Below are 26102 nucleotides of genomic sequence, written 5' to 3' on the forward strand. Positions count from 1 at the left end.
ACGGATGCGGCAGACGCAGAATCCGGCATCAACTGTCGGATCGCCGGGATCAGGACGTGAGTGCGATGACCGATATGCTGTATTCCCTTCACGCCGGCGAAGAAAAGCGGCTTCATCGCTTCTTCCGTCGCAGGCTGAAGAGCAAGGATGATGTGGCAGATGCGACACAGGAGACATTCCTGCGAATGCTGGAGGCCTCGCACGCGACGCTCATCGAAAATCCACAAGCCTATCTGTTCCAGGTGGCTCGATCCGTCGCGCGGGTCATTCTGACCCGGCAGACCAGGGAGAGCGCGCTCTTTGCTCCCGACGTCGCCGGTATGGAAGAGCCCGACGAGCTTCCCTTGCCGGACAGGATCGTCAATGCACGGCAATGCTTGCTGATCATGGCGAAGGCGATCGAGGCGCTGCCGAAGCGTTGCCAGCAGGTTTTCATTCTCAGCCGGCTGCGCGGGCGGTCCAATGGCGAGATCGCCGGGGAGCTGGGCATATCCCGTAATATGGTCGAAAAGCACATCATCAGGGCGCTACTGCACTGCCGCAAGGTTCGCGCCGAAATATTTTTCTGAGACAACGTCAGGAGATGGACTTCATTTCGGCTCTTGGAATGCGAGCCGGGATGGATGCATGGCTTTGTCGAACTATAGACAGGCGAATGGAGTCATGAGCCGCAATCGCAAAGAGAAAATCGAGGATCGACTGGCTGAAGCTGCCGCCGGTTGGGTTGCACGGCTGCAATCCGCCGATGCGACGGATCAGGACAGGGCCGATTTCCAGTGTTGGCTGCGCGCTCATCCCTCTCACGCAGCTGCCTATGACGAGATGAGTGCGCTGTGGGGCAGCCTCAAGGACGCGCCGGTTTCGCTTGATGGCTTGAAGGCGCGCCGCCTCTCCCGGACAAGGGTAGCGGGATTGGCAGCGGTGTTCGGCCTGATCGCCGTCACATCCTGTATGCTCGGGCAGTTTGGCCTGATCGATCGCTGGCGCGCCGATTATTATACCGATGTCGGAGAGGTGCGGTCGATCACGCTGGAGGACGGTACGCAGGTGGATCTCGATACCGACACGGCGATTGCCGTGCGTTATTCCGCAGGCGAGCGGCGCATCCAATTGCTGCGCGGTCAAGCCTTCTTCGATGTGGCCAAGAACCCGCTGCGCCCATTCATTGTTGACGACGGCGGTTTGAGCGCAACCGCGCTTGGCACGCATTATTCGGTCCAGACATCGACGGGCTCGCTTTCGCAAATGGTCCAGGTCGAGGAAGGTTTCGTCGAGGTCAAGACGGGTGGCAGCGACACGGTCCTTGGAGCCGGCGATACCATTGCTGTCGATCGCTCCGGAAGGGCGACGCTTGCAAAGGCGGATATCGCGAACGATAGCGCCTGGCGGCATGGGAAACTGGTGTTTTCCGCGTCGCCGCTTGCAAAGGTGGCGCAGACGCTTTCGCGTTATCGCCATGGACGCGTTGTCGTTCTCGATGCGCAGGCGGCAGACCGGAAGGTGTCCGGGGTCTTCGATCTGACCAATACCGACGAGGCTCTTGCCATCATCGAGAGCAATTTGCCGGTTTCCGTGACACGCGTCACGGACATGCTGGTGGTCATCCGCTCGAAATAATCAAAATTTTTTGCGCGTGACGTCAGGAGGTCACCGCCGTTTTCACTCTTCGTAAGGGAATGGCGGGTCCGGGGATGCGCCGCTCTCAGATGCAGGGATGAATGAAGGGGGCCGTGTGGCATCGATGAATTGGAAGGCGAGGCGCAATGCGCTCGCAGCGACTGTGTGCGCAAGCACCTGGGTATTTGCAAATGTCGGTTTGGCGCAAACAACGGATAAGCCGGCTGCGGTAGGGCAGGCGACGGTCAATGTTTCCATACCGGCGGGACCGCTGGAAAGTGCAATTCTGGCCTTCGGACGACAGGCGAATATCCGGCTGCTCTTTCCGACGGCAATTACCGCCGGAAAGAGCACGCGCGGCGTAAGCGGAAATTTGCCTGCAAGGGCCGCGGTGGAGCGGCTGCTCGCTGGTTCGGGGCTTGCTTATAGTTTCACCGGTCCGAACACCGTGCGCATTTACGACCGGGCCAATCAATCGGCCGAAGCCGGCAGCGTGGCGGCGGACGGCTCGACCGTACTCGAACCGCTTGTCATCAAGGGTCAGGACCAGGGCATCAAGGGCGTCATCGAGACGGAGGGTTATGTCGGAAAATCCGGACGGACGGCGACGAAGACCGATACGCCGATCGCCGAAACACCTCAGTCCATTTCCACAGTGTCGCAAAAGCAGTTGCAGGACCTGCGGCCGCAGAACCTTTCCGAGGCGTTGAACTACGCGCCCGGTGTGCGTTTGGGGCAGTATGGTGCCGAACCGAGATACGATGCCTTCAAGGTTCGCGGCATCGATCTCACCTATACCGGCATCTTCCGCGACGGGCTGCGGCAGATCGCCAGTCCAAACGGCCTGTTCCGCCTGGAGCCTTATGGGGTTGAAGCCATTGCCACATTGCGAGGCCCATCGGCCTCCATCTATGGCGCCAGCAGCTCCGGCGGTATCGTTGACATCATCTCCAAGCGGCCGACGGAAGAACCGTTGCACGAGATCGAGGTCCAGTACGGTTCTTTTGGTCGTCTTCAATCGGCGTTCGATTTCTCCGGCCCTGTCACCGACGACAATACGCTGCTCTATCGTCTGACGGGCCTGGTGCGTGACGGACGCAACCAGATCGAGGCGATCAAGGACGATCGGCAATATATCGCACCGGCCCTCACATGGCAGCCGGATGAAGACACCAAACTGACGCTGCTTGGCGAATATATGAACTCCACGACCGGCGGGACCTGGGGCTACATCAACGAATATGGCGCAGCTGGAACCTCGGTTGGGGCGACACCCGTCTACGGTGGCGATGCCCGATTCAACGATTTCAAGCAGAAACAATGGCGGATCGGCTATGAACTCGAGCAGGCGCTGAGCGATTCCGTCACCCTTTATCACAAGCTGCGTTATTCCGACATTTCGGCGCACCAGGAGTGGGTCTTTGCCGACTATCCCGGCATCGTCCTCGAGGATAATAGCGGGCTTGCCACGGATACCTATCTCAAGAGTGATTTCGACACTGGGCCGCTCAAGCATCAGCTCATTACCGGCATCGACTACAGCTACATGAAATTCACCTCGCGCCAGGGCAGCGGTCCGGATCTGTTTACCGACAGCTTTTCCTATGTGCCTGATATCAACTACAGCGAAACCCAGAAGCAGAATTCGCTGGGCATCTATGCGCAGGATCAGATCGAATACGATGCTTGGCGCTTCACCGCCGGCCTTCGGCACGACTGGCACAAGAGCGACTATGCGCCCGGCAACGCAAGCTATTCGCGCGACGACAGCCGGACGACATTCCGCACCGGCCTGGGCTACGTCACGCCATGGGATATCATGCCCTATATCAGCTACGGCACATCCTATGTCGCCAATCCGGGCGTGATCCGGACTGTCAACAGCGTTGCTCAGCAGGCCGAACCCACACTCGGCAAGCAGATCGAAGTCGGCGTCAAATATCAGATCCCGGACCGGAACGTCTCCATCACTGCCGCGCTGTTCAACATAGATCAGAAGAATGCCACTGTTTACGAGACCTCTTCAGGCCTCAACCTGTTGCGGCAGCTCGACCTGAAATCCCGTGGTTTCGAGCTCGAGGCGACGGCCTCGCTCGACAATGGCTTGAACCTCATCGCCGCCTATTCCTACAATGACGTGGAAATCACCAAGCTGACGGCGGAAACCAAGGGCAACACGCTCAACTCCTCGCCCTATCACACCTTCTCGCTTTGGGCCGATTACGAGGTGCAGGATGGCGCTCTGGAGGGTCTCGGTATCGGTGCCGGCCTTCGCTATGTCGGCTCGAGCTTCGGCGACAATCTCCATACGCCGGTCCTCGACAACAAGGCCCGTACCTTCGTCGATGCTTCGCTTCGCTATGATCTCGGCAAGCTCAATCCCTCGTTCGAGGGCGTGCGCCTGCAGGTCAACGCAACGAACCTGCTGAACGAAGTCAAACAGGTCTGCACCACTGGCTATTGCTACTTCGATGAAGGCCGGAAGGTTGTCGCCAGCATGCAGTACCGCTTCTGATGACCACGGTTCCATCCGGTTCCCATGCGCCGTCCCCGGCCGCGGTTTTCGTCGCGGTCGGGGGACTTTATATCGCCCAGAGCGTCATCGGTGGCTTGACCATGCTTGGCCTGCCGGCGGTTCTGCGCTCGCAAGGCTTGCCGCTCGATCAAATCGGCTTGCTCTATCTTACCGTCATTCCGTGGGCCTTTAAATTCCTATGGTCGCCCTATGTCGAACGGTTCCGCCTGCCGGCGGTCGGACGCAACCGGTCCCGGTCGATCGTCTTTGCCGGCGGGCTGCTTTGCGCGGCCGGCCTCGTTTCGATCGGCCTTACCGGTCCTTGTCCGCTGGCGCCGGTGTTGAGCGTGCTGCTGCTGGTCGCGCTGATCACATCGACGGTGGACATCGCCTGTGACGGCTATGCGGTCGAAACGCTCGCCAAGGAGCATCATGGCTGGGGAAATACCGCGCAGGTCGGCGGTTCCTATCTCGGTTCGGCACTCGGTGCCGGCTTGTTTCTCATACTGGTCGAGAGGATAGGCTGGAGCTATGCGACCTTTACCATGGCATCGCTGGTCATCCTGCTCGGGCTGCCGTTCGTCTTCGGGCCGGCAAGTCGCAGTGCGGTCGAAACGCGATCGCATGCGCCGTCGCTGCTTCTGGCCCTCAAACGCCCTCAGGTGCAAAGAGGCCTGATGATCGCCGCGATCTATGTGGCGGCCCAGAAATGGGGGCTGTCGATGCTTGGGCCATTTCTGATCGACCGCGGTTTCGATCTTGCCTCGATCGGCATCCTCAACGGTGTCGGAAGCATGATCGTCGGCTTCAGCGGCGCACTGCTGGGCGGGATGCTGGTGCGGTTGTGGGGCGGGACGACCGTGCTGATCCTGGCCATTTTGTTGCAGACAATGCTTCTTGCCGCCTTCGCGCTCTTTAGCTTCGATGGCAGCCTGCCGCGGGCCTTCATCATACCGATCGCAATTGCCAGCTCGTCCGGAGTGATGTCCGTCGGCTTCGTCGCGCTCTATTCGCAGTTCATGGGCTGGTCCGACCCGAAACAGGCCGGAGTCGATTTCACGCTTTTCCAGTGCGCGGATGGAATGGTCAGCATGGCCGGTGGCCTGGGCGCGGGCTGGATTAGCGAACACTTCGGCTATCCCTTCTTCTTCACCGCCGCTGCAATCGTCTCCGTCCTCGCGATCCCGGCGATAGGCCTGCTGATGCGGGAAATGAATGACAACGCCGTTGTTCTGGCACAGCTTTCCGACGGCCGGTAAAGCATGGAACGGGAGAAAGAATTGCGATCCAACGCCATCATCCGCAGCGATCAGGCAGAGGCGCTTGTTGCAAACTTTGCCGATCGCTTCCGCGATTTTGCGCAGGTTGCGGCAGAGGCCGGAAAGGCAACTCTCATTTCCCGCTACGGTCGCGCCGATCTTGCCGCTAAGGCCAATCAGATCTCGATTGCGGTCTCGGCCAAGGACGACATCGACCTCTGCTATATCAAGATGGCGGTCGCCGAGTATTTCTCCTCAGCCGTCGGTCCAGGCGTTGTGCATTGGTCCGGGGACGGCGAAATTACCAGCCCTTTGCCGCCGTTCTTTCGCGAGATGCGGGTTGTCTCGGTTGCGGATGTAACGCCGCAAATGCGTCGGTTGCGGCTGAGCGGCCGGGATCTGCACCATTTTGCGGCCGATGGTCTGCATGTCCGCCTGCTGTTTCCGCCAAAAGGCTCTCCGCCGGTGTGGCCGACGCTGGGAGTGGATGGAAGGATCGTGTGGCCGGGCGGAGCGGACAGGCTCACCTCCAGGGTCTATACGATCCGCTCGCGCAATATCGAGCGCGGAGAGATCGAGATAGATTTTGTTCTGCACGATCATCCCACGCACACACAGAGCCCTGGGGCTTCGTTTGCCGAACATGCCCAGCCGGGTGATCTTGTCGGATTGTTCGCGCCGGCCGGCGGCGAGATCCCGAGGGCACAGTCGCTCATCCTTTGCGGTGACGACACCGCCTTGCCGGCGATCGCGCGCATATTGGGAGAGCTTCCGTCGTCGGCGCATGTCCGGCTGTTCATCGAGATCGATAATCCGGAGTGCCACTACGAGCTGCGCAGCGGTCCAAATATCGAACTGACCTATCTTTATCGCGACGGCAGGCAAGCAGGTACGACCCGCCTGCTATCCGAGACGCTGAGCCGCCTGGAGGTCGATAATCTAGCGGATGATCTCTATTTCTGGGCCGGCTGCGAGTTCGGCGACTTCATCGAGTTGCGCAGACTTGCGCGCCGGAGCTGGAAGCTGCCGCGCGAACGGCATCTCGTTGTTTCCTTCTGGCGCCGAGGTTTTGCCGAAGGGGAAGCCCCCAGTGCCGATGCACGGCCTGCATCAGGTGCCAAGTCGAGATAGATCGCTGGGCGGCGTTCGGCCAGGCCAAGTGCAAGCGTCGTCTTGTTGATCTTGCGCAGGCCTACTTGCGCTTCTTCGAAGGCGGTCATTTATCCGTTTTCCGCTTCATTTTGGGCACTACAAAACGGATTGGCCAGCGCCTCCCACATATGCGGATATCGCGCCCGCCGTTCAATCGGCGAGGTCGGCGCTTGCAGCTACGTCATCGGTGCCTAGCTCGATACTCGCCCAGACCAGAGGGGTGTCAGAGCGTTCGATGATCTCGGGACTTGAGCAGTCAGTCCATCGGCATCATCCATTTGCCTGCACATCCTGATGATTGACGGAACCAAAAGCGCACGCCCGCGTAGACTTAGATGACGAGCTTTGTTCGGTTCTGACGAGGAGCGGAATGCCTTGAGCCACTTCAATATCCAGGAAGGGTAATTTGTTTTCATTCCACGACGACACGCAGAGTAACTTCGAAAGGGGGACCCGATGTCGAGTTACACGCCTCTGGTCCTGTTTTTCATCTCTGCGGGGCTGCTGATTTGCATGATTGGTATCGGCTTGGCTTCCCTTATTCAGTAAAAAATATTCCTGCTGACGCCTCTTGATGAGTGGGGTTTGGTGGTTGGAGCCAAGGAGGTTCGATGGCAATGAACGTCTAACGCCGGAATCCGGGATGTGTCGGACGCCATTCGCGATCAGGCGAATTTCGGCTCCGACCATCCACATCGGATTTTTCATGGAAGTACTGGAAGCGTGTTATGGATGTTTACGTCAGTGGTTTTGAGCATGGGTGAGAAAGTAATCGAATTTTTCCGCCAAGTATCGAAGACGCTTTGGAATTGCTGCACTTCTATTGTTGGCGAGATGCTCTTCATGGGGCCGTCTCGGACGCGAAACATGGGACGATATGGGCATATCACGGTTGGGGAATGGCGGTCCGCGCAAAACCAGTCTCTATGAGGAGCTCTTTGGGCGACTGAAGGCCGAGATTCTTGACGGAACGGTGCCCGAGGGCGCTGTGCTGACCGAGGCAGCCCTTGCAGATCTGATAGACAGCAGCCGCGCGCCGGTACGCCAGGCGCTGCAGCTCCTGTTCGAAGATGGCCTCATTGCCCGGTTCGATGGTCGCGGCTTTATCGTCGGCGCATCGGGCACACCGCCGAAGCGGGTCAAGCTCGGTGACTATCTCGGCAAGCTCTTCGACGAAGATGGCGACAGGCCGATGTTCGCCTGGCAGGCGCTCTACGAGGATGTCGAACGCATCGTCGTTTATCGCTCTTTCTTCGGCCGCTATCGCATCAATGAAAACGAGCTTGCACGCCATTTCGGCGTCGGGCGTGGCGTGGCGCGCGATGTGCTGCTGAAGTTGGAGACGCTCGGCATCACGGAGAAGGACGACAATTTCCGTTGGTCTATCGTGCCGCTCGACGGTCAGCGCATTCGCGACCTCTACGAGGTGCGCGAACAGATCGAGCCGGTGGCGCTCGCAAGCGCCTTGGGCGGACTTTCCGAAGAGCACGTCGAAGCGATGCTTTCGCGGTTGTCGCTGGCGCTCGCGGATTACCCCGATGTTTCTGCCTCAACTATGTACGAGCTGGAGCTGGACCTTCATCTGCGCAGCCTGCAAGCCTGCCCGAACAAGGAGTTCCTGAGCATCCTGAAGCGGACACAATGCATCCTCACGCTCAGCAAGCATGTCGTCGGCAGCCGCATCAAGATGCCGGAATACGAGCCCTTCCTCGCCGAGCATATCGGGGTCTTCAAGATGGTGCAAAAGCGCGACGAGGAGGGGTTGCAGAAAGCAATGCGCGATCACATAAGCAATTCGCAGCCCAATGTGCAGGCGCGTGCCGCCTATATCCGTGAGCACTATCGGCCGGACGAGTACAGCTTCATTACCTAAAGCGCGTCGCGATCTTTCAGATTCGCTTCTCGCGCCTTAGGCCTTTGATTTTGCGCATGTCGTTGTTGCAAAACCGCTGCACACTTTTGCGCGGCATGCTTTAGTTCGGGACGGCGTCAGGTGATGGCGCCGACCTGCCAGGGAACGAATTCATTGTCGCCATAGTCGAACGTCTCGCTCAGCGTCTTCTTGCCGGAGGCGACAGCGATGATCTCCTCGAAAATCCGTTCGCCGGCCGCCTCGATCGTATCGTCGCCGCTGACGATGTCGCCGCAGTTGATGTCCATATCCTCGCGCATATGGTTGTACATCTCGGTATTGGTTGCGATCTTGACGCAAGGCGCCGGCTTGAAGCCGGAGACGGAGCCTCTGCCCGTGGTAAAGCAGATCACATTGCAGCCGCCGGCGACCTGGCCGGTGACGGCAACCGGATCGTAGCCCGGCGTGTCCATGAAGACGAATCCGGGCTCATCGACGATCTCCGAATATTCGTAGACGGCCTTCAACGGCATGGAACCGCCCTTGGCGACCGCACCGAGAGACTTTTCAAGGATCGTCGTCAATCCGCCGAGCTTGTTGCCATAAGAGGGGTTGTTGTTGAGTTCGGCGCCGTTGCGGCGGGTATAGTCGCGCCACCAATCAATCCTGGAGAGCAGCTTTTCGGCGACGGCGGGCGTGACCGCCCTGCGTGTCAGGAGGTGTTCGGCCCCGTAGATCTCAGGCGTTTCGGCCAGAACCGAGGTGCCGCCATTGCGTACGAGTAGATCCGAAGCGTAGCCGAGCGCCGGGTTGGCCGAAATGCCCGAATAGCCGTCCGAGCCGCCGCACTCCAAAGCGAGCTTGATCCCCGAGAGCGGCTGAACCGTGCGCTTGGCGGAATTCACCTCCGGCAGCATGTCCTTGATCATTTCGGAAGCGGCTGCGATCGTCTTGCGCGTGCCGCCGAGATCCTGGATCGTCATGGTGCGCAGCCGGTTTCCTTCCTCGAGCTTGTCGTGCTCCAGGATGGGCGCGATCTGATTGGTTTCGCAGCCAAGACCGACCATCAGGATGCCGCCGAAGTTCGGATGCCGCGCATAGCCCTGAAGAGTGCGGGCCAGATAGCGATAACCCTCTGACTGGGTGTTGATGGCGCAGCCGCCGCCATGGGTCAGCGCCACGACGCCGTCGACATTGTCGAAGCCGTCAAGCCCACCCGTGCGATTGAAATGCTCGGCGATATATTTGGAGACGGTCGCCGAGCAATTGACCGTCGTGATGATACCGATGAAGTTGCGGGTACCGACCCCGCCGGCGCCGCGGTCGAAGCCCATGAAGGTCCGACAGTCCTCGCGTGGCAGCATGCCCGCTTCTTCGATATCGACGCTGAACTGGTAGGGATGATCGGATTCGATCACCGCCAGGTTCTGCAGGTGAACATGGCCGCCCGCTGGAATGAACTGCGTCGCAATGCCGATCGGCTGGCCGAACTTGCGGATTTCTTGACCTGCCTGGATGTCGCGGACCGCAACCTTGTGGCCGCGCGGGATCTGATCTGCAGCAATCAAGCCGTTAATGCCGGTCGGGCTACCAGCGCGGATCATCGCACGAGCGACGGCGACATCATCGATGGGATTGAGCAGGATAACGGGGGAAACGGCGGACATGGGAAATTCCGTATGATTGGATTAATGTCTATTGCTAGCAATAGACAATTATTCGAGGGAAGACGTCAAGCACGATCGACATTGGTGGCTGGCTTCTCTTTCAATCATGTGGTTGGCGCGCGAGCCAGGCGGAAAGATCGGCTTCCGCACGTTCGAGCGCGCTGTGATTGAGCAGTTTTCTCAGAAACGCCACGGCAACCGCGCGCGCTCTGAGATTGAACCGCCCTTCATCATCCTGGCCGCCGAGCGGCTGATAGACGCCGAGTTTCACGTATAACTGCTGCAATCGGTTCTGGACGCTGCGAACCGAGAGGTTGCGCCTTTGGGCGATTGCGCGATCGGTCAATCCAAGCGCGATATCGATCAGAATCTCATATTCGGCCTCGGTGAAACCATTGACATTGCCGAGGCTTTTTTGCTGCATGCCGCGCACTTCGCGGTCGATCACGCATTGGCTTTCGATAAAGATGCTGCGAAGCGCCAGCTTCAGGCGGTCGTCGGAGGCCGATTTGAGGACATAGCCATAGACGGCACCGACGGGGACGATGCGGGAGACGCCGCGAACATAGGCCTCGTCCGAATAGTTCGACCAGAAGAGAATGCGCGTCTCCGGTCGCTCCTTCCATATGGTGCGGGCCGCCTCGATGCCGTTGCGCTGGTTCATCTGCAGATCCATGACGATGTGAGCGGACTTCAAATCCCGCGCCAGCCGTTCGCCCGCATTGCCGTTTTCCGCCTCCAGCACGCCATCGCATTCGGGAAGTGCCGCGCGGATCGCTTCATTGAGATAGGAGCGATGAAGCGGATCGTCCTCGATGATCAGAACCTTCATGCCGCCGCACCTCCCACCGATTGCGCCTTGGCCGGCAGGCTGACGCTGACGGTTGTTCCACCGGACGCAGCCGCCGCCTTGATCGCGAAGCGCGCGGAAATCAAGCGCGCACGCGTCCGCATGTTTTCGATACCTCCGCCCGATGATCTGCGGGTATTTCCAAGTCCAATGCCGTCATCCATGACATCGATGGTGATCGCCCCCCCGGCCGCTTTCAGATGAACCGAAATGCTGCCAGCCTGGGCGTGACGAATAGCGTTATTGATGGCCTCCTGCGCGATGCGGAAAAGCGCAATGGACACCGATTGCTCAAGGCAGTCGATGGCGCCGCCAGTCTCGTCGTTCAGGACCCAGGCCAAAGTGGCTTCGCTCTCCTGGATCGACCGTTCGAGGTGGTTCTCCACCGCCTGCGCAAAACCGAAAAGCTGAAGGACCGAAGGTTTGGCTTCCTCGATGATCTGGCGAAGATCGTGCATGCTGTGCTGCAAACCGCGAAACAGCGGCTCAAGCGCTTCGCCGGTGACATCAGGCTGACGGGCAAGTCGTTCCAGACGCCGGGAGAGGCGGGTCAGATCGGCGAGAATCTGGTCGTGCAGGTCCATCCCGATGCGCTGCCGTTCGGCCTCCAGTGCCTCGGTCAGTTTCAGGGCGCCGAGGCGCAAACCCTCTTCACGAGCACGGGCCTCGGCTTCCACGATCGCCGATCGCTTGGCCTGGTCGGCGGCGCGGATGGCAAAGAAATGGGGTGCCAGAAGGTCGGCTATCACACGAGCACTTTCGATATCCTGCATGGTGTAGAGGCCTGTCTGGTGGCTTGAGCAGGACAAAGCGCCGATGACATGGCCCTGAACTTTAAGGGGCACATGCAGACGGCTATGCAGCGATTGGTGAAAGATCGGATGCGAGAAAGCGCCTTGAAAATGGAATTGCGGATCGCTCCAGGCATCGTCGGTCAACAGGTAGTCAGTCTCACCCCAGAGAAGCGTGCGGATGGGACTATTGCTCACAGGCGCCGGAAAACGGCGACCCCAATCAGTCTCCAATCCGCTCTCGTAGGCGGTATGAAATTGCTCGTCCATCAGGATGATGCAGACATCGAGATGATCATGCGGGATGACATGGCTGATTTCGGCGGCGACCGCCCGGATGACCGAGTGAAAGTCGAGCTGGCCGGCAAGAAGCCTTGATATGTTGAGATAGTGGTCGAAGACCGATTGCGGCGCCAGATCGCGCAAGACAAGCCCTCCCAGGCAATGCGTCGACCTATGCTCCTCCGGCCGCTCGCAGCATGCAAATTTCGGACGCTATTAAGCGCCGATCCGAGCGATCCGTCTTGCGGATTTGCGCATCTTTTCTGCGGGATCCCGCAGGGTCTCGCCCTTTAAGCGCCTGTACAAGCGTCAGAATCTCGGACATCCTGTTTCTACTGACAGGGGAACCTTCAGTGCAAATATTATTTTCGATCGTTCGTTGAGGAGCGCGTTCGAAAATCTTGGCCTGGAAGATGAAGTACAGGCTCTTTGGGAGGAAAAAATGAATATTGCCAAGATGCTTATGGCATCCGCCGTCATCGCTTGCGTCGCTGCACCGGGTGCTGCCTTTGCCGATACGTCATCCAAGAAAATTGCATTGTCGAACAATTATGCCGGCAACTCCTGGCGCCAGGCCATGTTGACCAGCTGGCAGAAGGTGACGGGCGAAGCTGTCAAGACCGGTGTCGTCGCCGCTGCCGATCCGTTCACCACGGCGGAAAACCAGGCGACCGAGCAGGCTGCCCAAATCCAGAACATGATCCTGCAGGGCTATGATGCGATTGTCATCGATGCTGCATCGCCGACGGCGCTGAACGGTGCCATCAAGGAAGCCTGCGATGCCAAGATCGTCGTCGTTTCCTTCGATGGTATCGTCACCGAACCCTGTGCCTGGCGCATCGCCGTCGACTTCAAGGGCATGGGCGCAAGCCAGATTGAATATCTCGCTAAGAAGATGCCGAAGGGCGGCAACGTGCTCGAAATCCGCGGACTAGCCGGCGTTTCGGTCGATGACGAGATCTCGGCGGGTATCCACGAGGCGGCAGCCAAATATCCGCAGTTCAAGATCGTCGGTTCGGTTCATGGCGACTGGGCACAGGATGTCGCTCAGCGTGCCGTTGCCGGCATCCTGCCGAGCCTTCCCGATATCGCTGCTGTCGTGACCCAGGGCGGTGACGGTTATGGTGCGGCCCAGGCCCTTGCCGCCGCCAAGCGTCCGATGCCGACGATCGTCATGGGCAACCGGCAGGACGAGCTTGCCTGGTGGAAGAAGGAAAAGGACGCCAGCGGCTATGAGACCATGTCGGTCTCGATCGCGCCCGGTGTCTCGACGCTTGCCTTCTGGGTCGCCCAGCAAATCCTGGATGGTCAAGAGGTGAAGAAGGATCTGGTCGTGCCGTTCCTGCGCATCGACCAGGACAATCTCGAAACCAATCTCGCCACCACCCAGGCAGGCGGAGTCGCGAATGTCGAATACACGCTCGACGACGCCAAGAAGGTCATCGCTGCGGCGAAGTAACCGATATCTGCCGACCGTAGAGACTGGCGCCGCCGATGAAAAGGCGGCGCCTGCCGATACAACGCCCGACCGGACGATCCATGATTGCAGCCAAAGACAATGCTTTAGTGAGACAGGATGCCGGCCCGCAGGCAGTCGTTTCCGCCCGTGGCATCAAGGTGCATTTCGGTGCTGTGAAAGCGCTTGATGGTGCCGATCTGACAGTTCATGCAGGCGAGTGCATAGGGCTCGTCGGCCATAACGGCGCCGGCAAGTCGACGATCGTCAACGTCATCAATGGCGGTCTCAGCCCGCACGAGGGCAGTGTCACCTATGACGGCGACAGCACTGTGCACGGCGTCAACGCAGCTCGTGCGCATGGCATACGCTGCGTCTTTCAGGAATTGTCGCTCGCCCCCAATCTTACCGTTGTCGAAAATATGCGAGTGGTCCATCGCGGCCTTGCCGGCTGGAGCTGGCGGCGGCAGGCGGCGATAACCGTTCGCGCCAAGCTCGAGGAGATTTTCGCCGGCCACAGGATCGACGTCATGCGGACCGTTGGCGAACTCTCGATCGCTGAGCGGCAGATGGTAGAGATTGCGATCACCTTTTGTGCTGTTGGCGAGAAGCCGAAGCTGGTCATCCTTGATGAGCCTACGTCTTCGCTCGATGCAGGGCTCGCCGCGCAATTGATGGCCTATGTGCGCGGCTTCGTGCAGGCCGGCGGTGCCGTCATGCTGATCTCGCATATTCTTGGCGAGATTCTTTCGACTGCAAGCCGCATCGTCGTCATGAAGGACGGTCGCGTCGTCGCCGACCGTATTGCTCAGGACTTCAGCGTCCATAGCCTGGTCCAGGCAATGGGCAGTGTAGTCAAGGAGCAGGACCGCACGCGCAGGAGCGGGGAGGGTACCACAGCGCCTCCTCTGCTTGCACTGCCGGCGCGAGGTGGCAAGGGTCTTGGCTTCAATGTCCGCAAGGGTGAGGTAATAGGACTTGCCGGTCTGGCCGGTCATGGCCAGACTGACATGCTGCTCGATCTCCATCGGTCACTTTCGAGCAACTGGTTGCCGGGCAGGCAGGGTAATATCGCTTTCGTCGCCGGCGACCGGAGCCTGAACGGCACTTTTCCGCTTTGGAGCATCCTGAAAAATCTCAGCATTGCCTCGCTGAGCGATCTTTCGCGACTGTCCGTCGTCGATGGCGGGCGGGAGGATCGCCTCGGAGCAGACTGGAAGGGCCGTATCGAAATCCGTACGCCGACGATGGCAAACGGCATTCTGTCCTTGTCCGGCGGCAATCAGCAGAAGGTCCTGTTTGCCCGCGCCTTGGCAACGACGGCGCCGATCGTGCTGATGGACGATCCGATGCGCGGTGTCGATATTGGCACCAAGCAGGAGGTCTACAGGATCTTGAACGACGAAGCTTCGTCCGGCCGCACTTTCATCTGGTATTCGACCGAGATGGACGAGATACGGCTCTGCGACCGCGCCTATGTCTTTCGTGACGGTGCCATCGTCGCGGAGTTGGTTGGAGAGGAAATCACGGAGGAAAATGTGCTGGCGGCTTCCTTTGCCGGGGAGGGCGCATGAGCCGCCCATCATCCGCTACCTTGCGCCTGCTCATCCCGGCGCTATCGCTTGTCGTCCTGCTCGCCGCGGTCTTTTATCTGCAGCCGCGCGCCATGAGCTATATCGGTCTCAATCTGCTCTTCAATCTCGCCGTGCCGATTGCTCTGGCGACGATCGCGCAGATGATGATCATGTCGGTCAACGATCTCGACCTGTCGATGGGGACCTTTGTCAGCTTCACTGCCTGTGTGGCGGCGACTTATCTGCAATCTTCTCCGCTCCTCGGCATCCTCATTCTGGCGGCCGCAGTTGCAGTCTATGCCGTGATTGGCATCGTCATCTATATCAGGGATCTGCCATCGATCGTGGTGACGCTCGGTATGAGCTTCGTCTGGGGTGGCCTTGCGGTTCTGCTGCTGCCGGCACCGGGCGGCACCGCACCCGATTGGGCGCGCTGGCTGATGACCTCGAAGCCGCCGCTTGTTCCCATGGCGATCATAGCGAGCGTCGTCATCGCACTGTTTGCCCATCTGATCGTCATGCGCTCCTCCTTCGGGGTGCTGATCCGCGGCGTCGGCGGTAATCAGCGATCGCTGCAGCGGGCCGGCTGGTCCGTCGTCAGCCTGCGAGCGGCGGCCTATGCGCTGGCGGGCCTCTTCGCGGTACTTGCCGGGATTGCCCTGGTAGGCCTTACCACCTCGGCGGATGCGAATATCGCGCTGCGTTACACATTGCTGTCGATCGCCGGCGTGATCCTTGGCGGCGGAGAGTTTACCGGCGGCCGCGTCTCTCCGGTGGGTGCCGTCATCGGCGCGCTGACGCTGACCCTGGCGGGCTCCTTCCTGTCGTTTCTGCGGATATCGCCCGACTGGCAGATCGGCGCACAGGGCGCGATCCTGATCATCGTCCTTGCCCTCAGGCTCTTGCTCAATCGCGTCGAAAAGCGGGAGAAACAATCATGATCGCTCTTCGCGCGCTCGGCCGCAAACCCTGGATCTGGTCCTTCGTCGCGGCAACCGCGGTGTGGACCATTACCGTCCTCTTCACCGGAGGCGCCAGTTCCATCGGTCTGTCGCAGGCCGCTCTTACCTTTGCGGCATTCTCGGTCATCGTCGGCATCGGGCAGATGTTCGTCATCACGCTCGGACCCGGCAACATCGATCTTTCCGTGCCGGCCACCATGACGCTTGCCGGTACAATCGCGCTGAAACTCATGAATGTCGAAGACAGCATGATCGTGCCTGGTCTGTTGGTGTCGGTCGTGATCGGCCTTGGCATTGGTATCGGCAATTACGCGATGATCAAGCTGCTGCGCATTCCGCCGATCATCGCAACGCTTTCCATGAGCTTCATCATTCAGTCGACCGCCATCTGGAGCAATCGCGGGCTGCGCATCAAGCCGCCCGAGTATCTGGCTGATTTCACCACATCAGGTGTGTTCGGCATACCGAATGTCGCCATCGTCGCCCTGCTGCTGTCGGCGCTTGCCTGGATTCTCCTGGAAAAGACAATCTATGGCCGCTGGATATCGGCGATCGGCCAAAGCATGTTTGCGGCGCGCATGGCCGGCATTCCGGTCGATGGAACGCGGCTTGCGACCTATGTGCTCTGCGCCATCCTCGCCTCGATCTGCGGTTATCTGCTCGCGAGCTTCTCCGGCGGGGCTGCCCTCAACATGGGCGCGGAATATCTGTTGATGTCGATCGCCGTCGTCATCATCGGCGGGACAGCTGTTGCCGGCGGCGATTCGAACGTGCCGGGCATATGGGGCGCCTCATTGTTCATGTTTTTGGTCGTCTCCATGCTGAACACCTATGGCTTCGGCGCCGGCCCAAGGCTCGTTCTCACCGGCCTGATCATCATTGCTGTCATTCTCGTTGCTGGCGGCCGCCCCATTGGCGGGCGCTGAATTCCTCTCCCAAGATCCCTACAGGAAAATTGCGATGCCAAACGACATCTCGTCCGTTTACGAAATCTACGATACGCGCTTCCGCAATCTGATCGTTCCGAGCGCGGGCCTGGAGGAGCTTTATTCGGATTGCCGTTGGGCAGAGGGGCCGGTCTGGTTTGCAGACGCCGGATGCCTGATCTGGAGCGATATTCCGAATGAACGCATGCTGCGCTGGGTGCCCGGTGGGAATGTCTCGATCTTCCGCGCGCCGTCGAATTTCGCCAATGGCAATACGCGTGACCGCCAAGGGCGGCTCGTATCGTGCGAACACGGCACCCGCCGGGTGACACGCACGGAGATCGACGGCTCCATCACCGTTCTTGCCGATAGCTATAAAGGCAAGCGGTTGAATTCACCCAATGATGTGGTCGTTCGCTCGGATGGAACCATCTGGTTTACCGACCCTACCTACGGCATTCTGTCGAATTACGAAGGTTACAAGGCGGAGCCGGAGCAGCCGACACGCAACGTCTACCGGCTCGATCCGGCGACGGGAGAGCTGAACGCGATGGTGGATGATTTCCGCCAACCGAACGGCTTGGCCTTCTCGCCGGACGAGACGAAGCTTTATGTCGCGGACTCAGCGGCAAGCCACGACGTCAGCGCTCCCAGGCACATTCGTGTCTTTGATGTCGTGGATGGCAAGAAACTCACAAACGGCAAAGTCTTCTGCAACATCGACACCGGCATTCCGGACGGCTTCCGGGCCGACGTCGACGGCAACATCTGGACAAGCGCTGGCGACGGCGTTCATTGTTTCGCGCCGGACGGCAGTTTGATCGGCAAGATCAAGATACCGCAGACGGTCGCCAACCTCACCTTTGGCGGACCGAAGCGTAATCAACTGTTCATAGCTGCGACACGATCGCTTTATCGAGTGTATACGGCGGCGACCGGGGTACAGGCACCCTAGTTGCATGTCAGGAGTTGTTGCCGATAATCGCCGACGACTTCCATATGATCAATAATCGCCCGGCTGCGGATGTAGAGCCAGCTGAAGATCCCGCAAGCCACGGCTGCCGTCTCGGCTCCCGGTTGCGGCGACGGCGGTGAAGATGCGCTCGGCATCGTCGTACATTTTGAGATTGAGGTAGCAATATCCGCGCAGCACCATCAGATCGACGCGCTCTTGCTGCAGCTGCGCGCGTTGGTCGAGATAGAGCAATGTTTCGTGATAGCGCTTGCCCTCGAAGGCCGAAAGTGCGCGGTCGGCCAGTATGGCCACCTGCAATTCAGCGGCGCGTTGATGGTTCATCGGTGCCTTGGTCGCAGCGACGGCTGCATTGTTGGCAAGGCCGGCCCGCAGATAGGCGAGGCTCTGTCCATAGGCTGCCTCTTCGCGCGATTTTGAATCCGCGTTGTTCAAGGCGACACCGAAGGCTTCCACCGCCTCCATCGGTCGATTGAGGTTCATGAGGCACCAGCCACGGGAAAGCGCACTGGCGGGCGTCAGCAGCTGCGCATTGACGGTGGTATTGCATCCTGCTGGCTGTCGTGCCGAGCGGGTGGCCACCCGGTTGCGGGTCTCCGGTTCAGCATAATTCGGGGAAGGAGCGCGGCGGGCAGGGGCTACCCGCTGCACAGGGATCTGTGCGTTGATGTAGGGCTGCGTTACCTGAGGCTGCGGTGCGGCTTGAGAGGCCATCGGCGGTGCAGGCTGTTGCTCGCCTTGCTGCGATGTTGTCAGAGGCAAGGTCTGAGGGGCAGGCTGTCCAGCCTGATTGGGGGATGGCAGCGGCTCCGATACCGGCGTGCGCGGCGCCGGCTCGCCGAGCACGGCGATACGTTGGGAGCGACCGGCCCAAAGTCTTTGAACTTCGGCGACGCCGACACGATCGTTCAGCTGATTGCGGGTAATGGCAAGGCCGTAGGCGGAAGGCTCGTCGTCAGGCTTCCAGCGCAAAGCCGTCTCAAACCAACGCGCGGCGGCTTGCGGCTGGTTCATCGAGCGCGCAAACCATCCGAGCTGCTGGGCCGTCGGAACATATTTCTGCTTCACGACTTCTGCGGCAATACGGCCGAGAACATCTTCACTGAGGTTGGCCGGCGGTTGCAGAGCCATCAGATTGGCGGTCGCCGCAAGGTAGGTCGCCATCGCATCCTTGGATTCATTGCGCCACTTGTACATGGCGTCTTCGGCTTCCTGGGGCTTGCGATCGGCGATCAGCACCAGGGCAAGGCCCTGCGAGATCGTTGCCGAATCTTCCTTCTCGTGCGCGGCCTTGAACCATTGCTCTGCATCGGCGTAGTTGCTGCGACGCAGATAGTACCAGCCAAGCAGCGAATCATCGGACGCAAGACCCTGGCTGCGGGCGACACGTTCGACTTGCGAGAGATAGTCCTGCGATATGGTCAGCTTCGGATCGTCATTGCCCTGCGCGACGAAACGGCGAGCCAGATCGATCCTTATGCTGTCGAATTCCCGCCCGCCATTGCCGTCTGGCTTTTCCAGGGACAAGAGATCCTGCATCGGCTGATAGGGCAGCAGAGCGGCCGCCTTCTGGATGGTCGCAAGCCTTTCCTGAGGATTGGTGCAGGTCTTCAGGATATATTTGTAGGCATCCTGGCCGCGGGCAGCACGATCGGTGCTGATGAAGGCTTCGGCGACGCGCCAGAGAACGTCGATGTCGCTGCAGGTCAGCAGGCTCGGTGTCCTGGCACCGATGTCGATTACAGTCTGGTATTGCTTCAGATCGGAGGCGTTGACGAGCCGCGTGCGTGCCTCCGCGATATCCAGACGTTCCAGCAGATCGGCGGGTGGCTGCCATCCGGATTCGGCGCCCTGACGGTCGGCAATGGCCTTGCGCACCTCGGCATAACGGCCCTCGGAATAGAGCTGCCACATGGCTTCGAGCTGCTTGTCGCTATTTTGCGGGATCGCCAGCGGATCGGCCGGCGGCGTCCAATTCGGGTAGAGCGTCTGCAGCCGGGAGATCTCCGCCTGGAGCCGCGCCTTGTCGCCACGGCTTGCAAAATAGCGCAATGCGCTTTCATCGACCTTCGGCTGATTATCCGCAGCCTGTGCCGGATTGCTCTGCTGAGGCGATGGTGGCTGCATTGATTGCGGCTGTGCCTGCTGCGGGGAGGCTTGGGCGATCGAATCTGCGGCGGTCGTATTTGCCGACTTAGGCGGAGTGTCGGAGAGAACCGCCGAGGGCGCAGTCGCTTGTATATGGTCGGCGAGCGCCTGCAGGTCGACGGGCTGTCCGGAGCTGCCGCCGGCCGAGCTGTTATCGGCGGCCAGTACCGTTTGCGGCTCGAGACGTGCCGATTTTGCCAGCTTGATCTTGTCTTCCGGCGAATCGTGATCCTTCGTCGCGAGCGTAAACCCCGCCACGGCGACGGCCATGAAAGCCATGATCAAGGTGGACTTTATAAACACTCCGGATGCTTCTCCGTGACGAAAGCCAGGCTCAACAGCTGCAAGGTGGCCGGATAGTAAAGCGATGGGGCGAACTGCCGAACCGAAGCAGGCAGCTTTGTTCCGCTCACCACACACGCCACAACATCGTTAACAATTCTATAACCCGGGTCGGAAAGCCGATCCTTCGGCTTGCCCGTCGCCAGATCGATCGTTGCAGGCTCATCATCCTCGACGGTCATGCCTTGCTGCAGACGCGAAAGCAGCGCCTTGTCATCGATCCCGGCGCGCGTCAGGTAAAGAGGGATCCTGACCGAGTTATAGCCGAATTCCGCCTCGAAGCCGCCCGCGGGCTCCGGCTTTGCCGTCAAGCTGACCCAGTCGGCCGGGAGCTTGCGTGGACCGAATTGCAGTGAGCGCAATAGGGCAAGGCCGTCGTCGTGGAGCTTCTGCCAGCGATCGGAAGGCACCAGCAGCGCCATGACGGGGATCGCCTCGAAGACCCAATAGGATGGGTTGATGATCGGTCCATCTTTGCGTCCTGGCGGCCGATAGCCCTCGACGCCAGGAATGAGCAGCGTCCGTCCCCCGGAACTGATGACGAGGTGGGCAAGGATTGATCTGGCCATGCTCGCTGCCGCCTGCAGGTAGTCCTTGTTGTTCCAGGCCGATCCGGCCAGGGCCAGCGCGTAGGCGATCAATAGATCGCCATCGGAAGCATTATTCGTGTCCGTCACATGCGGGGTGACGGCCGGATCCCATTTCCAGACGGCAAGGCCGTCGTCGCGCAGCAGCAGCTCGGTGCGGGTAAAATACCAGATCTGTTCGAAATCGGCCGGATTATTGGCGAGGTAAGCAAGCAACATACCATAGCCTTGTCCTTCGCTGTGGCTGATGCCGCCATTGCCGTTATCGATGATGCGTCCGTTCACATCGAGGAATTTCGCTTTGTAGGCAGTCCAGGCTTGCGGATCGATTGCCGTGCGTTGAGCGACAGCCGGTTGCGCCGCTGCAAGGATAACAGCACCGCAGATCGCAAGAACAAGGCGCCAGAGTTTCATTCGCGCCTGCCGATCTTGGAAAGAACGCTTGCCGTGCTCACCCCGAGCAGGAAGGAACCGACCACGAACAGGAAGGCGTAGGACAATATGTTGCTGGAAAGCCAATTTGCTGCGATCAGCCGATAATTCGTCAGCGACCAGGGTTGGGAAACGACAAAGGTGAACCGGCTGACAGGCACGGTATCGATTTTCCCCGTCTTGCCGGAATAGACCGTGATGCGGCCGCCAATCTGCGACCAGGTATTTTGGGCGGTCATTGCCTCGGCGCCCGCCCGCAGGTCTCCGGCGCTTGGCGCGGTGACAACGGTCCAGGTTGCGTCGTTGGTCGGATTTGCCTCCTGAGCGATCAGGAAGCTATTGGCGTTCGATGGCGTGAACACCTGCTCGGAGCTGGGAATGAAGCGCAGCGAGCTCAAGGTGATATCAAAGTTGCGGTGCATCCATTGTTGAAAACTCTGCACTTGTCCCTGCAGCAATCCGCCGCTGATGCGTGAGCGCCAATCGGCAATCGTCACGGAAGCCTCGGGTACGCCGCCTTGGCCCGGGGCGGGTGGGCGCCAGGCCACTTGGCTCGAGGCGGAGATGTTCATTTGAGTGAGGATCGTCGACGGCAGCTGCGACACGGAACCAATGAACAGCGCATTGCGGGTCCCGACGGTGCTCGGCGAAGCCGTGGGTTCCAGCGCGATGGGGTGACCGGCGACAAGCGCCATCTGGCCGAGAAGCGTCGCGGTCGCAGACAGCGTGTCGGTGTCTGCTCGGTCGATGAAGAGGGCGGTCGGTTCGGTTTGGCGATTATAGGGATAGCCGGTGCCCGCAAGGGCTGCGAGGTTGGGTCGCTGCGCAACCCTTGCGAAATCCGGGACAGTGAACTGGCTCGTGTCGAACAGTGCGAAGCGCGGCGTCGTGTTTGACGTCGCTGCCGGCGCGCAAGCGGTATCCTCGTCGGCGAGCAACATGGCTTCAAGCGTAATCGTATTCAGGCCCGGCTTGAAATGCCGCATGGTGATGCGGATGGGCAATTGCCGAAAAATGCCGCCGCCAGTCACCGTGATCGGCTTGGTCGTGGCGATGCTACCATTGACATAGACGTCGATATGGCTGCCCGGCCGCACATCCTTGGCATAGGCCGCATCAAGCAGGATGGTGGCCTCGCCATAGGCATTCGCGTAGAAATCGGACGGGATTGCCACGTTGAAGCTTGTATGAAAGCGCCGTCCGGAGAATTCCGTTGTCCTGACGCCCAGCTGTTCGAAGGACAGGCTGGTGCCCGAATAGATCAGAGGTGCGTCTGGTGCGGACCATCGTTGCGTTACCAGCAGATCGCGGCGAGTATCGGGATCGCGATCGGTCGGCGAAACCACCATGTCGATTGCCGATGAGATCGCCTGCCAGGAAGGACCGCTGATGAGGAGAAGCTGTTGACCGCTGCGTGGGTCCGTCGCAAATGTCGCCAAAGCTCCATTTTGAGCTGCGGCCGGAACGGCAAATACGGGCTGTAGCTCCGCTGGCGTGCCGACGACGACCGTCATCTTGCCCGGGCCTGGTGCGGGTAGGGCATCAGTGCCGAACGAAAAGGTCTCGTTCGGCATCCCGCTCAAAAGCGCTAGTCCCTGCGCCAGACGCAGGATCGGCTTGGTCGTTCCTGGTTGGGCCAGGGCCGGCACGACCAGATTGAACTGTGTCTTGCCGGTGCCGTCGACACCGATCGCGCGGATCGCGTCGGTGGTGGAGAGTTTTTCCGCTTCACGACCGGCGAAGCTGAGATAAGTTCTTGCGGGATCGATATCGGACCAGAGCTCGTAGGTCGATGGAATGTCGCAGTCGACGCGGTGCCGCTGAGTCGCCTCGAAGGTCAACAGGTTGGCACCGGGCTGCAGGAGCCCGCGCGGGATATCGAAGCTGATATCCGACTCATTGTCCGAGGAGCCGATCTGCTGCTGATGCACGGCGCGGTCATTCACGAGGACTGTGAGCTGCGATGCTTCGGGGGCAACGACGACCGCGTTCTGATAGGCAAAGGTAAGTTTCGCGGATGCCGCCGCCTGCTCCGGCGTCAGATAAATCGACCAGGACTTGCGATCGGCTTCACCCTCCAATCGCAGCTTTGTGAAAGGAACGACATAGCGCCGGAATGCCGATGAATCGGTGCTGGTGGTCGCCTGTTTCGCCTTTGGCGCCGCTTGTGGCGTTGTCTGGGCGGGAGCAACAGGGGTTGCGACCTGTGGCGCTGCCGTTTGCGGAGTAACAGGGGGTGGCGTCATGACCAGAGGCGGGACAGTTTGAGGAGCCGCGGTCTGTGGTGCAACGGTCTGGGGCGCCATGATTGGAGGCACCGCTGCCTTCGGCGGCTCCGTCTGCGGCGCAGTTGTTTGCGGGGCCATGATCGCGGGTACTGTCGGCGCTTCACCCTTCGGCCGCTCGCCGGACATGTCGAAAGGAGTCGTCTGCGCCTGCGCGGTAACGGCGCCAAGGAGAAGCAGGAGGGCAGGGAGGGTGCGCTTCATCAGCTTCTCGCCTTCGCATCCTGCCGCTGCTGTGTGCGATCCGAGCCAACACCCCTGAACAGATAGATCAGGCCGCGACTGGTCTGATAGAGCGACATGCTCAGGAACCAGAAGGTTCCACGGATGATGCCCGGATTGCGCCGCCGTGCCTGCTGGAACTTCGTCCATTGATCGGAATTGGCGAAGACGAGGTCGGCAATCAGGCGATGGTCGGCAGCACCCCTTGGAACATATTGGCAGCCGATGGCCGTAATGTCGCCCATCTGCTCGACATTGCGAACGACGACCGACAAGGTCACCATGTCGGCGCCGCTATAGGGCTGGAAGCGTATGATCGCTTCCGAGCCGATCTTGACCGGCTCCATATCCTTGTTGAAGACGTTCAACCTGGCGCCATGGACGGACACGTCCTCGATGGAAGCGGAGTTCCACCGGCCGTCGATCCCGAACTCGCTGCGGCGATCGACCCTGACGCGCCGCGAGGAGGCACGTTCGCCGCGCTCGGAGACGACGCCGAGCGCACAGCCGGAAAGGACAAGGTTGATGATGTTCCAGCCGCCGACGACGAGGGTGACGTCGGCCTTATAGGGCTCCGCATAGATACGATATATGGTGACCGCGAGCGCGATGATCTGAACGGCGAAGATGACGAAGAACGGGCGGCTGATCTCCGAAAGCCGGCTGACGGCGATCGACTCGTCCTTGGCCGTAACCTTGAAGGTCGGCTTGCGGGGATTGAGCATGACCGAAACGACAGCCGGCAAGAGATGCACCGTCTGGACATATTCATAGAGCTCGGAAATCCAGGGCCAGCGGAACGACCCATAAAGGTAGTTCTGCATCATCAGGTTCACGAGCATATAGGCAAGCGTATAGGCGAGGAACTCGCTGCCTGATGCCGTGAAGATCTCCAGATCGAAGAAGAGATAGAAGAGTGGCGCAAACAGGAAGATGACGCGCGGAAACGGAAACAGCCAGAACAGCGTCGACGACATGTAGCAGAGCCGTTGCGGCAATGTCAGGCCGCGCTTCAGGAGCGGGAAGCGGAAGCGCAGGATCTGCATCATGCCTTGCGCCCAGCGGCTGCGCTGGCCGATGAAACTTGCGAAAGTCGCCGGTTGCAGGCCGGCAATCAATGGCTTGTCGACATAGATGCTGTTCCAGCCCGCACCATGAAGCGCAAGCGCGGTTTCGCAGTCTTCCGTGATGCTGATGCCGCTAAAGCCATTTTGCGATTGCAGCGCATTGCGGCTGAGCACGGCGGCCGAACCGCAAAAGAAGGCGGCATTCCATTTGTCGAGGCCGCGCTGGATGATGCCGTAGAACATTTCGTTCTCGCTCGGCATGCTGTCGAAGGTGCGCAGGTTGCGCTCCAGCGGGTCCGGATTGATGAAAAAATGCGGGGTCTGCACGAGAAAGAGCTTCGGGTCATCCTCGAAGTAGCCGACGGTTTCGCGAAGGAAATCACGCGCGGGTGCATGGTCGGCATCGAAAACGGCGATCAGTTCGCCGCTCGAATGCTCCAGCCCGTTGTTGAGGTTGCCTGCCTTGGCGTGCTCGTTGCGATCGCGCGTCAGATATTCGACATCCAGATCAGCGCAGAGCCGCTTGAGTTCGTCATGGCGAGCGATTGCGGCCTGCGATTCCAAGATCTTGGTCGAATTGCGCTTCTGTAACGTGCCGCCATCGTCAAGGAGCCAGACCCTGAGCTTGTCGGCCGGATAGTCCATCGCCTTGGCGGAGGCGAGCGTGTTGGCAAGAAGATTGGTGTCTTCGTTATAGGACGGTACGAAGACATCGACGCTTGGAAAGTGCTTGGTCTCGGAGGTGCGCGTGGTGCGCGACGGCAGAGGCGTGGCGACGATGAAGAGGCTGAGCATCAGCATCGCCACGTTGTACATTTCGGCGAGATAAAGCAGCAGACCGGGAATGAAGTTTTCCAGCTGGTTGACGGGTGGCAGCGTATAGGACGTGCGCCAATAGACATAGCGCAGCACGATCGCCGTGCCGAAGGCAAGCGCCACCAGCCGCCAGGTTCCCTGACGCTTGAGGATTTTGATGATCGCCATCAGGGTGACGACCACGGTGCTGGCAATCAGCTGCGTTTGAAGGTTGACCGGCAACGTGATCAGCACGATCCCGCATAGCGCTATCACGGCCCATATCAAGATGCTGCGTGCAGTGTGCATCGGTGTCCCTTCAAAGGTATTGCCAGACGCCATCCTGGC

19 protein-coding genes are annotated in these 26102 nt (G+C 59.9%); 11 read left to right on the plus strand and 8 right to left on the minus strand.

Annotated elements, in window-relative coordinates:
• The first annotated feature begins 65 nt into the window (after positions 1 to 65).
• The 5 genes from AC13Q5_RS29580 (at position 66) to AC13Q5_RS29600 (ending at position 6522) form a co-directional block, all read left to right on the plus strand.
• Complete coding sequence (locus tag AC13Q5_RS29580) at positions 66 to 569, plus strand: RNA polymerase sigma factor (RefSeq protein ID WP_457879434.1); 504 nt, start codon at positions 66 to 68, stop codon at positions 567 to 569.
• Positions 570 to 663: 94 nt separating this feature from the next.
• On the plus strand, positions 664 to 1617 hold the full coding sequence (locus tag AC13Q5_RS29585) for a FecR family protein (protein WP_488504102.1): 954 nt from the start codon (positions 664 to 666) through the stop codon (positions 1615 to 1617).
• Positions 1618 to 1741: 124 nt separating this feature from the next.
• On the plus strand, positions 1742 to 4132 hold the full coding sequence (locus tag AC13Q5_RS29590; protein WP_488504193.1) for a TonB-dependent siderophore receptor: 2391 nt from the start codon (positions 1742 to 1744) through the stop codon (positions 4130 to 4132).
• On the plus strand, positions 4132 to 5391 hold the full coding sequence (locus AC13Q5_RS29595; protein WP_488504103.1) for an MFS transporter: 1260 nt from the start codon (positions 4132 to 4134) through the stop codon (positions 5389 to 5391). Before AC13Q5_RS29590 ends, AC13Q5_RS29595 begins: the two co-directional genes overlap by 1 nt.
• A gap of 21 nt (positions 5392 to 5412) precedes the next feature.
• Positions 5413 to 6522 (plus strand): siderophore-interacting protein, encoded by a 1110-nt coding sequence (locus AC13Q5_RS29600; RefSeq protein ID WP_488504104.1) that lies wholly within the window; start codon positions 5413 to 5415, stop codon positions 6520 to 6522.
• A 291-nt stretch (positions 6523 to 6813) separates the two neighbouring features.
• On the opposite strand, the gene AC13Q5_RS29605 is transcribed toward AC13Q5_RS29600, so the two are convergent.
• A complete protein-coding gene (locus tag AC13Q5_RS29605; protein ID WP_488504105.1) occupies positions 6814 to 7251 on the minus strand; it encodes a hypothetical protein in 438 nt (145 codons plus the stop codon).
• A gap of 169 nt (positions 7252 to 7420) precedes the next feature.
• Here AC13Q5_RS29605 and AC13Q5_RS29610 point away from each other — a divergent pair, with 169 nt between their 5' ends.
• Positions 7421 to 8416 carry a GntR family transcriptional regulator gene (locus AC13Q5_RS29610; RefSeq protein WP_488504106.1) on the plus strand — a complete coding sequence of 332 codons (996 nt, stop codon included), beginning with the start codon at positions 7421 to 7423 and terminating at the stop codon, positions 8414 to 8416.
• Between the two features lie 116 nt (positions 8417 to 8532).
• On the opposite strand, the gene AC13Q5_RS29615 is transcribed toward AC13Q5_RS29610, so the two are convergent.
• From AC13Q5_RS29615 to AC13Q5_RS29625, 3 genes are all read right to left on the minus strand, one after another.
• Positions 8533 to 10062, minus strand: coding sequence for a UxaA family hydrolase (locus AC13Q5_RS29615; protein WP_488504107.1), 1530 nt, complete (start codon positions 10060 to 10062; stop codon positions 8533 to 8535).
• A gap of 100 nt (positions 10063 to 10162) precedes the next feature.
• Positions 10163 to 10894 (minus strand): response regulator, encoded by a 732-nt coding sequence (locus AC13Q5_RS29620; RefSeq protein WP_488504108.1) that lies wholly within the window; start codon positions 10892 to 10894, stop codon positions 10163 to 10165.
• On the minus strand, positions 10891 to 12129 hold the full coding sequence (locus tag AC13Q5_RS29625) for a GAF domain-containing sensor histidine kinase (protein WP_075855800.1): 1239 nt from the start codon (positions 12127 to 12129) through the stop codon (positions 10891 to 10893). The genes AC13Q5_RS29620 and AC13Q5_RS29625 overlap by 4 nt, the downstream gene beginning before the upstream one ends.
• Positions 12130 to 12427: 298 nt before the next feature.
• Between AC13Q5_RS29625 and AC13Q5_RS29630 the strand changes: the two genes are divergently transcribed.
• The 5 genes from AC13Q5_RS29630 to AC13Q5_RS29650 all read left to right on the plus strand — a co-directional run bounded on the left by AC13Q5_RS29630 (position 12428) and on the right by AC13Q5_RS29650 (position 17858).
• Positions 12428 to 13444 (plus strand): ABC transporter substrate-binding protein, encoded by a 1017-nt coding sequence (locus AC13Q5_RS29630; RefSeq protein WP_075855801.1) that lies wholly within the window; start codon positions 12428 to 12430, stop codon positions 13442 to 13444.
• Positions 13445 to 13524: 80 nt separating this feature from the next.
• Positions 13525 to 15015 (plus strand): sugar ABC transporter ATP-binding protein, encoded by a 1491-nt coding sequence (locus tag AC13Q5_RS29635; protein WP_488504109.1) that lies wholly within the window; start codon positions 13525 to 13527, stop codon positions 15013 to 15015.
• Positions 15012 to 15956: an ABC transporter permease gene (locus tag AC13Q5_RS29640; protein WP_488504110.1), complete on the plus strand. Its 945-nt coding sequence runs from the start codon at positions 15012 to 15014 to the stop codon at positions 15954 to 15956. The genes AC13Q5_RS29635 and AC13Q5_RS29640 overlap by 4 nt, the downstream gene beginning before the upstream one ends.
• The gene (locus AC13Q5_RS29645) at positions 15953 to 16903 is read left to right on the plus strand and encodes an ABC transporter permease (protein WP_488504111.1); all 951 of its coding nucleotides are present in this window, start codon (positions 15953 to 15955) and stop codon (positions 16901 to 16903) included. The genes AC13Q5_RS29640 and AC13Q5_RS29645 overlap by 4 nt, the downstream gene beginning before the upstream one ends.
• A 34-nt stretch (positions 16904 to 16937) precedes the next feature.
• Positions 16938 to 17858 carry an SMP-30/gluconolactonase/LRE family protein gene (locus tag AC13Q5_RS29650; RefSeq protein WP_488504112.1) on the plus strand — a complete coding sequence of 307 codons (921 nt, stop codon included), beginning with the start codon at positions 16938 to 16940 and terminating at the stop codon, positions 17856 to 17858.
• Positions 17859 to 17906: 48 nt separating this feature from the next.
• On the opposite strand, the gene AC13Q5_RS29655 is transcribed toward AC13Q5_RS29650, so the two are convergent.
• From AC13Q5_RS29655 to bcsA, 4 genes are read right to left on the minus strand one after another with little or no spacing between them, the layout of a single operon-like run.
• Positions 17907 to 20327 carry a cellulose synthase gene (locus AC13Q5_RS29655; RefSeq protein ID WP_488504113.1) on the minus strand — a complete coding sequence of 807 codons (2421 nt, stop codon included), beginning with the start codon at positions 20325 to 20327 and terminating at the stop codon, positions 17907 to 17909.
• On the minus strand, positions 20318 to 21367 hold the full coding sequence (locus AC13Q5_RS29660) for a family 8 glycosyl hydrolase (protein WP_457879423.1): 1050 nt from the start codon (positions 21365 to 21367) through the stop codon (positions 20318 to 20320). Before AC13Q5_RS29660 ends, AC13Q5_RS29655 begins: the two co-directional genes overlap by 10 nt.
• Complete coding sequence (locus AC13Q5_RS29665) at positions 21364 to 23874, minus strand: cellulose biosynthesis cyclic di-GMP-binding regulatory protein BcsB (protein WP_488504114.1); 2511 nt, start codon at positions 23872 to 23874, stop codon at positions 21364 to 21366. Before AC13Q5_RS29665 ends, AC13Q5_RS29660 begins: the two co-directional genes overlap by 4 nt.
• The gene (bcsA, locus tag AC13Q5_RS29670; RefSeq protein WP_075855808.1) at positions 23874 to 26063 is read right to left on the minus strand and encodes a UDP-forming cellulose synthase catalytic subunit; all 2190 of its coding nucleotides are present in this window, start codon (positions 26061 to 26063) and stop codon (positions 23874 to 23876) included. The genes AC13Q5_RS29665 and bcsA overlap by 1 nt, the downstream gene beginning before the upstream one ends.
• Positions 26064 to 26102 lie beyond the last annotated feature (39 nt).

It is taken from the genome of Martinezella sp. CNPSo 3964 (assembly GCF_057784375.1).

Bases quoted from the DNA above. Each gene is read 5' to 3' on its own strand.
- AC13Q5_RS29590 (WP_488504193.1), top strand. From the start codon at position 1,742: ATGAATTGGAAGGCGAGGCGCAATGCGCTCGCAGCGACTGTGTGCGCA.
- AC13Q5_RS29640 (WP_488504110.1), top strand. From the start codon at position 15,012: ATGAGCCGCCCATCATCCGCTACCTTGCGCCTGCTCATCCCGGCGCTA.
- AC13Q5_RS29660 (WP_457879423.1), bottom strand. From the start codon at position 21,367: ATGAAACTCTGGCGCCTTGTTCTTGCGATCTGCGGTGCTGTTATCCTT.
- AC13Q5_RS29620 (WP_488504108.1), bottom strand. From the start codon at position 10,894: ATGAAGGTTCTGATCATCGAGGACGATCCGCTTCATCGCTCCTATCTC.
- AC13Q5_RS29645 (WP_488504111.1), top strand. From the start codon at position 15,953: ATGATCGCTCTTCGCGCGCTCGGCCGCAAACCCTGGATCTGGTCCTTC.
- bcsA (WP_075855808.1), bottom strand. From the start codon at position 26,063: ATGCACACTGCACGCAGCATCTTGATATGGGCCGTGATAGCGCTATGC.
- AC13Q5_RS29610 (WP_488504106.1), top strand. From the start codon at position 7,421: ATGGGCATATCACGGTTGGGGAATGGCGGTCCGCGCAAAACCAGTCTC.
- AC13Q5_RS29665 (WP_488504114.1), bottom strand. From the start codon at position 23,874: ATGAAGCGCACCCTCCCTGCCCTCCTGCTTCTCCTTGGCGCCGTTACC.
- AC13Q5_RS29615 (WP_488504107.1), bottom strand. From the start codon at position 10,062: ATGTCCGCCGTTTCCCCCGTTATCCTGCTCAATCCCATCGATGATGTC.
- AC13Q5_RS29650 (WP_488504112.1), top strand. From the start codon at position 16,938: ATGCCAAACGACATCTCGTCCGTTTACGAAATCTACGATACGCGCTTC.
- AC13Q5_RS29585 (WP_488504102.1), top strand. From the start codon at position 664: ATGAGCCGCAATCGCAAAGAGAAAATCGAGGATCGACTGGCTGAAGCT.
- AC13Q5_RS29630 (WP_075855801.1), top strand. From the start codon at position 12,428: ATGAATATTGCCAAGATGCTTATGGCATCCGCCGTCATCGCTTGCGTC.
- AC13Q5_RS29595 (WP_488504103.1), top strand. From the start codon at position 4,132: ATGACCACGGTTCCATCCGGTTCCCATGCGCCGTCCCCGGCCGCGGTT.
- AC13Q5_RS29580 (WP_457879434.1), top strand. From the start codon at position 66: ATGACCGATATGCTGTATTCCCTTCACGCCGGCGAAGAAAAGCGGCTT.
- AC13Q5_RS29605 (WP_488504105.1), bottom strand. From the start codon at position 7,251: ATGAAAAATCCGATGTGGATGGTCGGAGCCGAAATTCGCCTGATCGCG.
- AC13Q5_RS29635 (WP_488504109.1), top strand. From the start codon at position 13,525: ATGATTGCAGCCAAAGACAATGCTTTAGTGAGACAGGATGCCGGCCCG.